At 35.4% G+C, this 15783-nt stretch carries 11 protein-coding genes; all 11 read left to right on the top strand.

The features are described from left to right. Nucleotides 1-64: 64 nt before the first annotated feature. The 11 genes from C245_RS0108535 (at nt 65) to queA (ending at nt 15597) form a co-directional block, all read left to right on the top strand. Nucleotides 65-1210 (top strand): pyridoxal phosphate-dependent aminotransferase, encoded by a 1146-nt coding sequence (locus tag C245_RS0108535; RefSeq protein WP_017496173.1) that lies wholly within the window; start codon nt 65-67, stop codon nt 1208-1210. Nucleotides 1211-1356: 146 nt separating this feature from the next. Further along, on the top strand, nt 1357-2214 hold the full coding sequence (locus tag C245_RS0108530) for a prephenate dehydrogenase (RefSeq protein WP_017496172.1): 858 nt from the start codon (nt 1357-1359) through the stop codon (nt 2212-2214). A gap of 12 nt (nt 2215-2226) precedes the next feature. After that, nucleotides 2227-3309, top strand: coding sequence for a bifunctional 3-deoxy-7-phosphoheptulonate synthase/chorismate mutase type II (locus C245_RS0108525; RefSeq protein ID WP_017496171.1), 1083 nt, complete (start codon nt 2227-2229; stop codon nt 3307-3309). A 217-nt stretch (nt 3310-3526) separates the two neighbouring features. Next, complete coding sequence (locus C245_RS23645) at nt 3527-6889, top strand: VIT domain-containing protein (protein WP_026109953.1); 3363 nt, start codon at nt 3527-3529, stop codon at nt 6887-6889. Nucleotides 6890-7026: 137 nt separating this feature from the next. Beyond that, nucleotides 7027-8004 carry a ribosome small subunit-dependent GTPase A gene (rsgA, locus tag C245_RS0108515; RefSeq protein WP_026109952.1) on the top strand — a complete coding sequence of 326 codons (978 nt, stop codon included), beginning with the start codon at nt 7027-7029 and terminating at the stop codon, nt 8002-8004. 90 nt (nt 8005-8094) lie between these two features. Further along, nucleotides 8095-8547 carry a D-aminoacyl-tRNA deacylase gene (gene dtd / locus C245_RS0108510; protein WP_017496168.1) on the top strand — a complete coding sequence of 151 codons (453 nt, stop codon included), beginning with the start codon at nt 8095-8097 and terminating at the stop codon, nt 8545-8547. Between the two features lie 65 nt (nt 8548-8612). Beyond that, nucleotides 8613-10520, top strand: coding sequence for a DUF3857 domain-containing protein (locus C245_RS0108505; RefSeq protein WP_017496167.1), 1908 nt, complete (start codon nt 8613-8615; stop codon nt 10518-10520). A gap of 5 nt (nt 10521-10525) precedes the next feature. Further along, on the top strand, nt 10526-12538 hold the full coding sequence (locus C245_RS0108500) for a DUF3857 domain-containing protein (RefSeq protein WP_026109951.1): 2013 nt from the start codon (nt 10526-10528) through the stop codon (nt 12536-12538). Between the two features lie 43 nt (nt 12539-12581). Then, nucleotides 12582-12908: a nucleotide pyrophosphohydrolase gene (locus tag C245_RS0108495; protein WP_012022600.1), complete on the top strand. Its 327-nt coding sequence runs from the start codon at nt 12582-12584 to the stop codon at nt 12906-12908. 81 nt (nt 12909-12989) lie between these two features. After that, nucleotides 12990-14216, top strand: coding sequence for a 3-phosphoshikimate 1-carboxyvinyltransferase (gene aroA, locus C245_RS0108490; protein WP_017496165.1), 1227 nt, complete (start codon nt 12990-12992; stop codon nt 14214-14216). A gap of 331 nt (nt 14217-14547) precedes the next feature. After that, nucleotides 14548-15597 carry a tRNA preQ1(34) S-adenosylmethionine ribosyltransferase-isomerase QueA gene (gene queA, locus C245_RS0108480; protein WP_017496163.1) on the top strand — a complete coding sequence of 350 codons (1050 nt, stop codon included), beginning with the start codon at nt 14548-14550 and terminating at the stop codon, nt 15595-15597. Nucleotides 15598-15783: the final 186 nt, after the last annotated feature.

The raw sequence follows: 15783 nt of genomic DNA, 5'->3' as shown, positions 1-15783 counted from the left end.
ACAGCAAATTAAAAAGTTTAAATGAGCTTAAAGCATACAGCTTAAAGCCTAAAGCCGAAAAAAAATGATCACAACAGCAAAACGATTAGATACAGTTGAAGAATACTACTTCTCCTCAAAATTGAGAGAAGTTCGTCAACTGCAATCTGAAGGGAAACCTATCATCAATATGGGTATCGGAAGCCCTGATTTGAGTCCGTCTAAAGCAGTAATTGAAGCGGTAGCCGCAGCAATTCAGGAGGAAAACGGGCATGGCTATCAAAGCTATCAGGGGTTGCCGGAATTGAGAAAAGGGATGGCTGATTTTTATCAGAACCAGTTTGGTGTTGTGTTGAATCCAAACAATGAGATTTTACCGTTGATGGGTTCGAAAGAAGGAATTATGCACATTTCGTTAGCATTTTTAAATGAAGGCGATCATGTTTTAATTCCGAATCCGGGTTACCCAACTTATACTTCGGTAACCAATTTGGTTGGAGCAGTTCCGGTTTATTATGATTTGAAAGAAGCAAATGCCTGGGAACCTGATTTTGAAGCTTTAGAGAAATTAGATCTGAAGAAAGTAAAACTGATGTGGCTGGGGTATCCCCATATGCCAACGGGCGCAAGAGGAAGCTTGACGTTATTTGAAAAATTGGTTGCTTTTGCTAAAAAACACAACATACTATTGGTTAACGACAATCCGTATAGTTTTGTTTTGAATGATAATCCAATGAGTTTGCTGCAGGTTGAAGGGGCAAAGGATGTGGCTTTAGAATTGAATTCATTGAGTAAAACATTCAATATGGCCGGCTGGAGAGTGGGGATGGTTTTAGGAAATCCTGAAATTATAGATGCTGTTTTGAAAGTAAAAAGCAACATGGACAGCGGTATGTTTTACGGAATTCAGAAAGGCGCTGTCGCAGCTTTAAATTGTGGCAAAAGCTGGTTCGAAGATCAAAATGTAATTTACAGACGTCGTAGAGAATTAACAGAAAAATTAGCAGAGAAATTGGGCTGCAAAGTTTACAAAGAAGGTGTTGGACTATTTGTTTGGGCAAAACTTCCGGAAGGAATAGCGTCAGCAGAGAAGTTTATTGATGAAATATTATATGAGAAATATATTTTCATCACGCCGGGAACTATTTTCGGGAGCAATGGCGAAGGATACATCAGATTCTCACTGTGTGTAAAAGAAGAAAAAGTACAAGAAGCGATAGAGCGATTTTAGGTATTAAGATTTTAGAATCAAGAATCAAGATTTTTATCCAGATGTCAGGCTGAGGGAAGTCGAAGCCCATATTCCAATTGAAGCGCGACCTTCGACTTCGCTCAGGGAGACAAATAAGATCAAAAATTGGAAATTAAAGAAATAGTATGAAAATATACGTAATAGGAATAGGATTAATTGGCGGTTCGATGGTGTTGGACATCAAGGACCAACATCCAAATGCCGCTGTTTTTGGAATTGACAGTAATGAAAAACACCTGCAGGAAGCAATTGATTTAGGAGTTATTGATCAGGAAGGACATTTTGAAGATTTGTCAGGAGCTGATTTTGTAATTGTTTCGGTTCCTGTAGATGTGGCACTAACGGTTTTGCCAAAAGTACTGGATTTAGTGGGCGATAAAACAATCGTTTTTGAAGTGGGGTCGACTAAAAAACCAATTTGCGATGCAGTAGCAAGCCACCCAAAAAGAAGAAATTTTATTGCCACGCATCCAATAGCCGGTACAGAGTTCTCAGGACCTTCGGCGGCGATAAGAGGATTGTTTAAAGGGAAAACGAATATTATTTGCGAGGTGGAAAAAACCACTTTTAAATTGCAGGAAAAGGCATTAAAGCTTTTCAGCGAAATAGGGATGAGGATTCGATACATGGATCCGGTTTCGCACGACAAACACATCGCTTATGTGTCGCATTTATCGCACATCAGTTCATTTATGCTTGGGAAAACGGTGATGAACAAAGAAAAAGACGAACAGGATATTTTCGATATGGCGGGAAGCGGATTTGAAAGTACAGTACGTCTGGCCAAAAGTTCTCCCGCGATGTGGACGCCCATTTTTGAGCAGAATAAAGAGTACGTTCTCGAAACTTTAGAAGCATACATTTCAAATCTCAGTCGGTTTAGAGATTTGCTGAAAGAAGAAGATTATAGCGCCATTTTTGAAGAAATGGAAAGCACCAATAAAATTAAAGAAATACTAAACGGATTAACAATTAAAAAATAAACTATAACAAAGATGGAAAATAAGAAAGAAATGAGAAAGTGGTTAGAAGATTTCAATTTAAATCACCCACTTGTGATAGCAGGACCATGCAGCGCAGAGACAGAAGATCAGGTATTGAAAATTGCACGTGAGTTGAAAGATTCAAAAGTTAGTGTATTCAGAGCAGGAATCTGGAAACCAAGAACGCGTCCGGGAGGATTTGAGGGTGTTGGAGAAATTGGTTTGAAATGGTTACAAAAAGCAAAAGCTGAAACCGGTTTATTAATGGGAACTGAAGTAGCAACTGCAGCACACTGTAAATTGGCTTTAGAACACGATATCGACGTTTTATGGGTAGGTGCCCGTACAACGGCAAACCCTTTTGCAGTTCAGGAAATTGCAGATACTTTGAAAGGAACAGACAAAATCGTTTTGGTTAAAAACCCGGTAAACCCTGATTTAGCTTTATGGTTAGGTGGTGTGGAGCGTTTGCACATGGCAGGAATCGAAAAATTAGGGGTGATTCACAGAGGATTTTCGACTTACGAAAAAACAAAATACAGAAACATTCCGGAATGGCAAATTGCAATCGAATTGCAAAATAAATTCCCTGATCTGCCATTAATCATCGATCCGTCTCATATTACAGGAAACCGTAACATGATTTTCGAAGTGACTCAGGAAGCTTTAGATTTGAATTACGATGGTATGATTATCGAAACGCATTACGATCCGGACAATGCCTGGAGTGATGCCGCTCAACAAGTAACTCCGGATGCCTTGAAGCAAATCATAAAAGATTTGACCATCAGAAAAACAGATGATACTACAGACGAGTACAACCAAAAAATGAAGAGATTAAGAGCAAACATTGACGTTTTGGATGCTAACTTATTAGAGTTGCTTGGAAAACGTATGAAAGTTGCTGATGAAATCGGACAGGTGAAAAAAGACGCAAACGTTGCGATTCTTCAAAATAACCGTTGGAATGAAATTTTAGGAAAAATGATTTTGGAAGGAGAGAAAAAAGGACTTACCGAAGAATTTGTTTTGAGAATGTTTAAAGCAATTCACCAGGAAAGTATTGGTCACCAGGAAAAAGTTTTCAATACATAATTTTTTCTAAACACATAAGTGATATAAGTTAATTAGAACTTTTTAAACTCTGCTCTACGATTTTCTTATGTCACAATTTTAAAAATAGATTGTTTTTTTTACATTAAATCTCCTTTGCTTTTGGGCTTTGGAGATTTTTTTTTGAAATAAATAGTATCTTCCCAACCTTTTGATGTTTTTTGTTCTCTATAAAAGTATAAACCTAAATTTTCGTATCATGAAGTCAAAATTGTTTTCGTCTGTGCCGGGCATTTTTCGGATGAATTTGCATGTATTGTTTTTATTCTTTTTGTTTATGGGAATAAAAAGTTTCGCACAAAGTCCTGAACTAACGGTTAAAGGAGAGGATGCTGAAAAAGTGAGAATGAACAAACTTTTCGTCAATGTAAAAGTGGTAGGAAACATTGCTTATACTACTGCCGAAATGCACTTTTTTAATTCAGGAACCCGTCAGATGGAGGCAGAACTTATTTTTCCGTTACCGGAAAATGTTTCGGTTTCCAGATATGCTATTGATATTAACGGAAAAATACGTGAAGCAGTTCCGGTTAATAAAAATAAAGGGAAACAGGTTTTTGAAGCGATTGAACATCGTCGTGTTGACCCGGGATTACTGGAGAAAGTAGATGGGAATAATTTTAGAACGAGAATTTATCCGTTACTGCCAAATGGAGAACGAACCGTGATTATTGGTTACGAAGAAGAACTTTCGGCTTTTGATAAAGACAATCTGGTGTATCAATTGATGAGTCGTTTTCCAAAAAAAATAGATCAGTTTGAAATTAATGTATCAGTTTTAGGAGCTTCAACGGTACCAACAGTTACTGAGAATTCAGGAAACGAGATTACTTTTTCAAAATGGAACCAATCTTTTCAGGCTTCGATCAAAAAAGAAAACTATCAGCCTGCAGAAAAAATAGTTTTTAAAATTCCATTGCAGCAGAATATTCCAAGTGTATTGATGCAGGATGTTGGTGGCCAACATTATTTTTACGGGAATACTTTTGTAGAAGGGAATAAAACAGCGAAAAAGACACCAGCTTCGATTGGTTTAATTTGGGATAACTCGCTTAGCTGTCAGAATAGAGATTTAAAAAAGGAACTGGATTTGTTAAATGTTTATTTCCAGAAAATAAAAAATACAAAAGTTACCCTGTACTTTTTGAATTATACTTTCGAAAAACGAAAAGAATTTGTAGTTTCTGATGGAAATTGGTCCGAATTAAAAGCAGTTTTAGAAAATACGAAATACGATGGCGGAACTCGTTTTTCACAAATCAGTTTTGAAAACCAGGATGAATTTTTATTTTTCACAGATGGATTATCTTCTTTGAGTGAAAATCTTTTACCCAAAACGAGGAAACCTCTTTACATAATTACCTCTTCAGTTTCTTCAGATTTTGCTTTTCTCAACTTTTCTTCAATGAAAACCGGCGGAAATTTCATCAATTTAAATCAGATAAATGCTGAAGCTGCTTTAGATAAATTGGTAAATACTAATTTAAAGTTTCTTGGAATAAAGGAGAATTTAACGGTAACTGATGTATTTCCTATAGAAGGAACTTCGGTTTCGGGAAATTTTAGTTTTTCGGGGATTTCTTTGAATCCGAAAAATGAGATTACACTTCTTTTTGGTTACGGCAACCAAGTAGTTTTGGAACGAAAAATTACGCTTGAAGCTGCTATTCAAGCTACCAAAGAAGTAAATATTGAAAAACTTTGGGCGCAGAAAAAAATTGCCAACCTCGATTTTCAATATGACAAAAATGCAGATGAAATCGAGCTTCTGGGCAAGAAATACGGAATCATAACAAAGAATACTTCATTGATTGTTCTGGAAGATATTCGCGATTATATTTCTTATGAAATTATGCCGCCAGCAGAATTGCGTGCCGAATTTGACCGAATTAAAAAACAGGAACATGATGCTACACTGGCGCAGCAAAAAAATAATTGGGAAAGTATTGAAAATTATTTTAAGGAATTAAATATTTGGTGGAAAAAGAATGTTCAATACAAAGGGCAGAAAATTGCGTCTAAGTATAAATACAAAAGGCAACTTCCGCCGCCTGGTTTAGGTAGAGATGGAGGCACAGTTTATCAAGAGACTATAAAAGGAGATCCTGATGCAGTATTGACTGTAGATGAACCTGTTGGCGCAGGAACAGTCGCGACAGTAATTGAAGACAACAATGTATATAATACTGCTTCTGCCCCAAAAGTAGATCAGGTTAAATTTGTTGCGCCAGTGGTAGCAAAAGCGGAAGAAGTTACTGAGGATATACCAAAAATTGCTGATATAAAAGATAAAAAAGTAGGAAGCGAAGAAATTAATAAAGTTTCAAACAGCGAAGAATTACAAGAAGTAGTTGTAGTAGGGTATGGTACTCAAAAAAAATCAGATTTAACAGGAGCTCTTGAAGAAGGCACATTAAAAAATAAAGATTTTTCAGAAGATTCAAATTTTAATGGAGGTTATTTAGCCGGAGATTCAAAAAAGCCTTTAATTATTGTTGATGGTCAGTTTTATGAGGGTGAATTAACCGATTTAAAGTCAGATGATATCGCTTCGGTAGAGGTGTTGAAAGATCCGTCGAGAATTTCTACATATGGTAGCAGAGGGGCAAATGGAGTTATTATCATAACAACGAAAAAGGACTTTTCGAATAGTGGAGTTGTAGAAACAAAAAGTTGGAATCCAGATCGATTGTATTTAAAAGCGTTGGCCTCAGCTCCAAAAGAAAAACAATATGATTTGTATTTTGAATTACGAAAAGCACAGGAAAGGAACCCAAGTTTTTATTTTGATGCGGCTCATTTTTTCTACAATCAGGGCGATGTAAAAAAAGCGTTGCTGATCCTTAGTAATATTGCTGATTTAGGGTTAGAGAATCATCAGCTTTATAAAACTTTGACTTATACTTTGCGTCAGTGGAAAGATCATAATGATGCAGTTTTTACTGCAAAACAAGTGGCAAAATGGAGAGAACATGAACCACAGAGTCTTAGAGATTATGCTTTAACACTAGAAGATGCAGGAAAATATCAAGAAGCTTTTGATCAATTAATTAAAGCGCTTGAAGTGAATTATTATGGAGAAATGAGTGGCCAGTATGAAGGTGTAGAGGATATTATTCTAATGGATGTTAATCGAATGATAACAGAACATTCTGGCATAAAAACGGGTAAGCTTGATAAAAAGTACCTTGCAAAAATGCCGGTTGATATCAGAGTTATCATGAACTGGAACCAAATGGATGTTGATTTGGATTTACATGTAATTGAGCCAACAAATGAAGAATGTTATTACAGCCATACTTCTACACAAATTGGAGGAAGATTTTCTAAAGATTTTACAGAAGGTTATGGGCCGGAGCAATATATAATTCGAAATGCAATAAAGGGGAAATATAAAATTAAAACCGATTATTTTGGAGAAACTGAATTAACTGAAAATGGTCCAGCAACATTAATGGTCGAAATTTATATTACAAGAGCAGGAAAAACGTCCAGAACTTTAAAAACGATTCAGTTAGGAAAAGTTAAAGAGAATGATATTTTAGCCGAAATTATCTGGTAAATCTTTCAAATAAAGAGTAAGCCTTTAATTTTAAAAGGCGAAGTTGCGTTGTTCAATTCTAAAAACGTAATTTTGCCTTTTATTTTTTAGTTCAAGGAATAATCTAAAAACTAAAATCAGAAATCTAAAAAAATAGAATGACAGGAATCGTATATAAATCTACAGGAAGTTGGTACACTGTGAAATCAGAAAAGGGTGATTTTATAGAATGCCGTATGAAAGGGAAGTTTAGGATGAAGGGTATTAAGAGCACCAATCCAATTGCTGTAGGTGATATTGTTGATTATGAATTGGAGCAAACTTCAGATGCGGTAACCGGAACGATTTTTAATATTCACGAAAGAAAAAACTATATCGTTCGTAAATCGGTTAATTTATCCAAACAGATTCATATCATTGCATCCAATATAGATCAGGTTTTTTTACTGATTACGATTAATAATCCGCCAACAACAACGAGTTTTATAGATCGTTTTTTAGTTACAGCCGAAGCGTATGGAATTGAAGCTGTTTTGATTTTTAATAAAATCGATACTTTGGATGAAAATACTTTGGACGAACAGCTTTATCTGCAGCACATTTATCAGGAAATAGGATATAAATGCCTGCGTATTTCTTCGACAGAGAATAAAGGAGTGGATAAGCTTAAAGAAATGATGGTGGGTAAAGTAAGTATGTTTTCCGGGCATTCCGGTGTTGGAAAATCAACATTGGTCAATGCGATGGAACCAAGTTTGCATCTTAAAACTACTGTAATTTCAGAACAAAGTAAACAAGGGCAGCACACCACCACTTTTGCCGAAATGTACGATCTGTCTTTTAATGCACAGATTATCGATACTCCGGGAATAAAAGGTTTTGGAATTGTTGATATGGAACCTTCAGAAATAAGCGGTTATTTTCCGGAATTCTTCCGATTAAAAGATCAGTGCAAGTTTAACAACTGTTTACATAAAGAAGAACCACATTGTGCGATCAAAGCCGCTTTGGAAAAAGATGAAATCGCCTGGTCCCGCTATAATAGTTATCTTAAAATTTTGGAAGGAGACGAAGAGCATTACCGCACGGATACTTATGGTGATGATCGTGCAGCGAGTGATGAAACGAGAAAATAAATTCAGTTAAAAGGTCGATGTTTAAAAAGTTTCGAAAGGACTTTTTTTAACTTTTTGGCTTTATAACTTTCAACTTTAAGACTTACATAAATGAGAATAGTACTGCAAAGAGTTTCAGAAGCATCCGTAACAGTCGATCAGAAAAAAGTTGCAGATATTCAGAAAGGTTTATTGGTTTTAGTGGGAATAGAAGAAGCCGATACGCAGGAAGATATTGATTGGCTGGTGGGTAAAATCATAAAAATGAGAATTTTTGCAGACGAAAACGATGTTATGAATTGTTCAATTCAGGATATCGATGGAGATATTATTGTAGTGAGTCAGTTTACACTTCATGCTTCTACTAAAAAGGGGAATCGTCCTTCATATATAAAAGCGGCAAAACCGGACTTTGCAATACCGATGTATGAGAATTTTTTACAATCCTTAGAAAGGGAATTCAATAAAAAAATACAGGCAGGAATTTTCGGTGCCGATATGAAAGTTGGTCTGGTTAATGACGGACCTGTGACTATTTTAATAGACAGTAAAAACAGAGATTAAAAAAATATTAGACGAGTGTTAAGAATTTCTAAAAAAAAATTATATTTGGCGAAATTACTTACTAAATGAAAAGCCTAGTTCTTACGTTATTTTTCTTCTTTTTCACCTTTGTTTTAACAGCTCAGAAGAGCGAATATAGTTCAGCTGCAATTGCCGACAGTCTTAAAGAAAATGCCAATGCAGTAGTTCGTCTGGATCAGATTGATATAGCGATTTTGTCTCAACGAACTATGAACGCTAGAAATCGTCGTGTTGTTACGGTTTTAAACGAAAAAGGACTTAGCGCAATACAAGCTCATGAATATTATGATAAATCAACTTCGGTCAGGAGTATCGAAGCGGTAGTTTATGATGCTTTTGGTAAGGAAATTAAAAAAGTAAAAAGGAAAGATTTTAAAGATCAGAGCGTTGTTGGAGGTAGTACGCTCTTTTCTGATAGTCGTGTTATATATTTAGACTATACTCCAATTTCCTACCCTTTCACAGTTGAGTTTAGCAGTGAGGTCCAAACTTCTTCAACTGCTTTTATTCCAAGTTGGATGCCTTTAAAAGGGTTTTATACCAGCATTGAAAAAGCAGTTCTAAATGTCGTCTATCCTGCTGATTTGGGATTTAAAAAGAAAGAACTTCAATTTTCAGGGTTCAACGTAAAGAAAACAATCGATACCAGTACGCAGCTTTCTTATACTGCAAGTACTATTTTAGCCCAAAAACAGGAAGATTATAGTCCGGTATACAGAGATCTTTTTCCTAAAGTTATGATGGGATTAGAACATTTTCATCTGGAAGGCGTTGACGGTACCGCCACAAATTGGACTGATTTTGGTAAATGGTATTCTGAAAAAATACTTTCCGGAACAACCGATTTGCCAGAGGAAACCAAAGTTAAAATAAAAGCGATTGTTGGCAACGAAAAAGACCCGATTAAAAAAGCAAAATTGGTTTACGATTTTGTTCAAAAAAAATCCAGATATGTAAGTATTCAGGTTGGAATTGGTGGTTGGAAACCTATGCTGGCGACCGATGTTGACCGCTTGGGTTATGGCGATTGTAAAGCTTTAACCAATTATACTAAAGCACTTTTACAAGCCGTAGATGTTCCGTCTTATAATACAATTTTATACGGAGATTCTAATAAAACAAATATCGAATCTGATTTTGTTTCCATGCAGGGAAATCACATGATTCTATCAATTCCGAATGGCAATCAGTATACCTGGTTAGAATGTACAAGTCAGGACGATCCTTTTGGATATCAGGGAACTTTTACCGATGATAGAGATGTATTGGTTGTTAAACCTGAGGGAGCAGAAATTGTAAGGACTAATATCTATGAAGATAAGGGTAATACTCAAATCGAAAAAGGAACTTATACAATCGATGAAAGCGGGCATTTTTCCGGTTCTATTTTAATAAATTCAGAAGGATCTCAATACGCTTCGAAAACACGAATAGAGCATTTACAGCCAACGGAAAAAGAAGCACATTACAAAGAGTATTGGGATAACATCAACAATCTGAAATTGGGTAAAATAACTTTGAACAATAACAAAGAGACAATACGTTTTACCGAAGATGTTCAGCTTAGTGCTTTGAATTATGCAACAGTTTCAGGGAATAAACTAATTTTTGCCGTTGATGCATTTAATCAAAGCGGCACAAACGTAAAGAGAATCCGAAACAGAAAAAACCCCTTTCAGATTCAGCGTGGATATGCAGATACAGACGAGATTGAGGTCAATTTACCAGCAGGTTTTGCTATAGAGTTTTTGCCTTCAAACTTTGAGTTAAAAGGAAAGTTCGGCGAATATAAAACTGAAATCATCAAAAAAGAAAATAATAAATTACTCTACAAACGCTCGCTGTTTTTGAATAAAGGAAAATATTCCAACAAAGAATACGATGACTATCGTCTTTTTATGGAGCAGATAGCAAAAAATGATAATGCCAAAATTATACTAACCAAGAATTAATCAAAATGAAACCAATCAAATTTTTAAGTTTTTTAATTGTATTGCTCTGTATGTTCAAAGTAAGAGCACAAGAGTTTAAATTAGGAAAAGTGTCTGTTGCTGAATTAGAACAGAAAGTACACCCTAAAGATTCATCAGCGGCGGCTGCTATTTTGTATAAAAAAGGAACGGCCAGATTTGAATACGATGAAACGCAAGGCTTTGTTGTGGTAACGGAAGTCGAAACCAGAATTAAAATCTATAAAAAGGAAGGATATGATTGGGCAAATCAAAAAGTATGGTATTATAACGAGAATGACTTTAAAGAAAAGGTAACATTTAGCGATGCAGTTACCTATAATTTAGTAGGAGGTAAAATCGAAAAAACAAAGCTTAAGAGCGATGGAGTGTTTGACGAAGTAGTTAATAAATTCAGAGCGCAAAAAAAGATTACCATGCCTAATGTAAAAGAAGGCTCTGTTCTGGAGTTTAGATATGTTTTAAGATGTCCAAGCGATCGAATGATCAGAGAATGGGATTTTCAAACCAGTATTCCTGTAGATTATTCAGAATTTACAACTTATATTCCGGAGTATTATGTGTTTAATCCAAGACAGAAAGGGTATATTTTTCCAAAAACTACAGTAGAGAAAGCTTTAAAGACGCTCACTTTTACAAGTAAAGAAAGAAATGGTTGGCTGAACAGCTCGACAACATTTTCTACAGACAAATTAGATTATCAGGAAACCAAAACAACTTATGTGGCCAAAGATTTTCCGGCTATGAAAGAGGAGGCTTTTGTAAATAATATTGATAATTATACGGCAAGTATTCAGCATGAATTATCGATGACTAAATTTCCGCGTGCAGAGTTTAAAATGTATTCAGTAGATTGGAACTCGGTTGTGAAAACGATTTACGAAAACAAGGATTTTGGTGCAGAGTTAAGCAAGACGGGATATTTTGAAGAAGATTTGAAAAAGAAACTGGAGGGGAAAAATAGCCTTGAAGAAAAAATATTAGTTGTTCTGCATCATGTGAAAGAAAATGTGAAATGGAATGATTATTTTGGATATTACGCAGATAATGGCGTTAAGAAAGCGTATAAGGAAAAGACAGGAAATATTGCTGATATTAATTTAATGCTTACCGCGATGTTGCGTTATGCGGGCTTAACAGCAAATCCTGTTTTAGTGAGTACACGTTCTAACGGGATTTCGCTTTTTCCAAACAGAACCGCTTTTAATTATGTGATTGCGGCGGTTGAAACGCCAGAGGGGAATATACTTCTAGATGCTTCAGATAAGTATTCAACCCCTAATGTTTTGCCACTTAGAGCCCTAAATTGGTACGGTCGATTGATTAGAAAAGACGGAAGCTCTGAAGAAGTAGATTTGATGCCTAAAAAATCGTCGAATGATATTGTGTTTATGAATTATAGTGTTGATCCTGATGGTAAAATCACAGGAAAAGCCAGAAGACAATGTACGGATTACAATGCTGTGATTACCAGACATAACATTTCCAGTCTCAAAGAAGAGGAATATCTGGAAAAATTGGAAAATCAAAACAATAAAATTGAAATCAGTGAGTACTCAAAAACCAATGAAAAAGATATTCTATTGCCTATTGTCGAATCGTACTCTTTTACAGGAAGCAATTTATGTGAAGTAATTGGCGGTAAAATATATGTGAGTCCGATGTTGTTTTTTGCAAATCAGGAAAACCCATTCAAACAGGAAGTGAGAGAATATCCGGTAGATTTTGGTTTCCCGTTTACTGATAAATACAATATTACGCTTAAAATTCCTGAAGGATTCGCAGTAGAAACATTACCTGCACCAGCAATTTTCAATATGGAAGAGAATTTAGGAACTTTTAAGTTTAACATTGCAGCAAACGATAATCTTTTACAAATCACAGTGCAGCACCAGATTAATGATGCAATTGTATCTACTGAAAAATATGAAATGCTAAAAGAATATTACAAAGGGATGATCGCTAAAGAAACAGAGAAAATTGTTTTAAAGAGAATCTAGCGGTATTAAAAGATTAGAATTATTTTTGTTGAAAAATAGAACTATGGATTTGAAAAATGCACAACTAGATGTCGATACCTGGATTAAAGAACACGGCGTTCGTTATTTTAACGAATTAACCAATATGGCACAACTTACAGAAGAAGTAGGTGAAGTCGCTCGTATTATTGCCCGCAGGTATGGAGAACAGTCAGAGAAAGAAAGCGATAAAAATAAAGATTTAGGAGAAGAACTGGCCGATGTTGTTTTTGTAGTACTATGTCTGGCCAATCAAACCGGAATAGATTTACAAGCTGCTTTTGATAAAAAAATGGATTTAAAATCAGTTCGCGATAAAGACCGTCATAAAAACAACGATAAATTAAAATAATGTGATAAGTCCTGGTAAAGTTTTGGAGTGTCCTTTATTTAAAATAGATTTGCAAAAATGCTATAATATAATTACCCTATAATGAATTTACTACTCCAAACCACTCAACATAATTTACAAGGACAAATTGCAGTAACCGGATCAAAAAGCGAAACCAATCGTTTGTTGTTATTAAAAGCACTGTTCCCAAATATTACTTTAGCCAATACTTCAAACTCCGATGATAGTGAGGTAATGCAAAAAGCACTAATTGGCCATGACGAAATCATAGACATTCATCATGCAGGAACGGCGATGCGTTTTTTAACAGCCTATTTTGCAGTAAATGAAGGCCGCGAAGTAGTCATGACGGGTTCCAGCAGAATGCAGGAGCGCCCAATAAAGATTTTGGTAGAAGCTTTAGAACAATTGGGAGTCGAGATTTCTTATGAAAAAGAAGAAGGTTATCCGCCAATTCGAATCAAAGGAAAAAAAGTAACCGCTTCAAAAGTAACTTTGGCAGCCAACGTAAGCAGTCAGTACATTTCTGCACTTTTATTAGTGGCACCAAAACTGGAGAATGGCTTAGAATTGACTTTAGAAGGTGAAATCACTTCGATTCCATACATCAAAATGACTTTGGCTTTGCTAAATGATTTAGATATCCAGACCAGTTTTGAAGGAAATGTGATCAAAGTATATCCAAAAACAGAAGTAGCTTCTAAAGAAATGGTAGTAGAATCAGATTGGAGTTCGGCTTCGTACTTCTTTAGTTTAGTGGCTTTGGCAGATACTGCTTCTATAACGTTAAGCAGTTACAAGGAAAACAGCTTACAAGGAGATTCTGAATTGGTATCACTTTATGAAAAATTGGGAGTGAAAACTACTTTTCAGAACAATAAAATGACTTTGGTCAAACAAGAGGATTTTAAGTTTGAAAATGTAAATTTTGAATTGAACAATACTCCGGATATTGCGCAAACAATAGTAGTAACTTGTTTAGGTTTAGGAATAGGCTGTCATTTAACAGGTCTTCATACCTTGAAAATTAAAGAAACAGACCGATTGGAAGCGTTGCGAATCGAGCTTACAAAATTAGGGGCTGACATTTCAGTAACCAATGACAGTTTGACTTTGGTGGCATCAGAAAATATTAAGCACAATGTGAAGATTGCGACTTACAATGATCACCGCATGGCAATGGCATTTGCACCCTTGGCTTTAAAAGTGCCTATTGTTATTGAAGATGCCGAAGTAGTTTCAAAATCATACCCTGATTTCTGGAATGATTTGAAAGTATTAAACTTTGAAATTGTCGAAACACTATAAAAAATAGAAGCTCATTTAAGAGCTGAACATAATTCAATAACCTCCGGTTCCAACCGGAGGTTTTTTTGTGGATTTATTTTTGATTTTGACCCGGAAAAGCAACAGCGATTTTTCAGGAGTTCGGATTAAATGAACTTTGGTTTCCTCTAAAGTTAAAGAAAAGCTAAAACTTTCATTTTTAAGGAACTCTAAGGGGCAGTAAACCAAAGACTTTTGAAAATAAACAGCAAAACACTTGACAACGCCTATCTCACAATCGTATATTTGCACACGATTTACAATTTTAGATAAAAAAATCTAAAATCTACACTCTAAAATCAGCAATGTCAATATGAAATTATCACATTTTCAATTCAATTTACCAAAAGAACTTTTAGCGGAGTTTCCAGCAGAAAACAGAGACGAGTCTCGTTTAATGGTAATCGATCGTCAAAAACAAACTATAGAGCACAAAATGTTCAAAGATGTTATCAATTATTTTGATGACGGAGACGTTTTGATCCTTAATAATACTAAAGTTTTTCCTGCACGTTTGTACGGAAATAAAGAAAAAACAGGAGCAAGAATTGAAGTTTTCTTATTAAGAGAATTAAACTCAGAGCAGCGTCTATGGGACGTTTTGGTTGATCCGGCCCGTAAAATCAGAATTGGTAACAAACTTTATTTTGGCGACGACGATTCGTTAGTGGCTGAGGTAATCGACAACACCACTTCACGTGGTAGAACTTTACGTTTCTTATACGACGGTTCTTACGAAGAATTCAGAAATAAATTGACAGAACTTGGAGAAACTCCGATTCCTAAATACATCAACAGAGAAGTAACTGCTGAAGATGCTGAAAGATACCAGACCATTTATGCAAAAGAAGAAGGAGCTGTAGCAGCACCAACTGCAGGTTTACACTTCTCGAAACACCTTTTGAAAAAATTAGAAATTAAAGGAGTAAATTTTGCAGAAGTAACACTTCACGTAGGTTTAGGAACTTTTAACCCGGTTGAGGTTGAAGATTTGTCCAAACACAAAATGGATTCTGAAGAATTGATCATCAGACAAGAAGCGTGTGATATCGTAAATGCTGCAAAAACAGGTAGAAAACGTATCTGTGCGGTTGGAACAACTTCAATGCGTGCCATCGAAAGTTCAGTTTCCTCTCAAAATACTTTAAATCCTTATGAAGGCTGGACGAATAAATTTATTTTCCCTCCTCACGATTTTAGTATTGCCAACTGTATGATTACAAACTTCCACACACCAAAATCAACATTATTAATGATGATTTCTGCATTCTGTGGTCATGATTTAATGAAAAGAGCTTACGAAGAAGCGATCAAAGAAGAATACAAATTCTATTCTTACGGAGATGCAATGTTAATTCTTTAATTAGAATTTATCTTATAGACGGACCCGACAGGTTTTTAAAACTTGTCGGGTTTTTTATTTTATAATGGTTTCAAGTTTCAAGTTTCAAGTTTCAAGTTTCAGGTTTCAGGTTTCAGGTTCTGTTGGTAACTTGAAACCTGAAACTTGAAACAAAATAAACAATTTTTGTTATTTTAGCATTCAAAA

It is taken from the genome of Flavobacterium sp. WG21 (assembly GCF_000335775.1).
GTDB lineage: Bacteria > Bacteroidota > Bacteroidia > Flavobacteriales > Flavobacteriaceae > Flavobacterium > Flavobacterium tructae.
The sequence above is the reverse complement of the archived record's forward strand: the minus strand, read 5'-3'. Positions and strand labels throughout refer to the sequence as shown.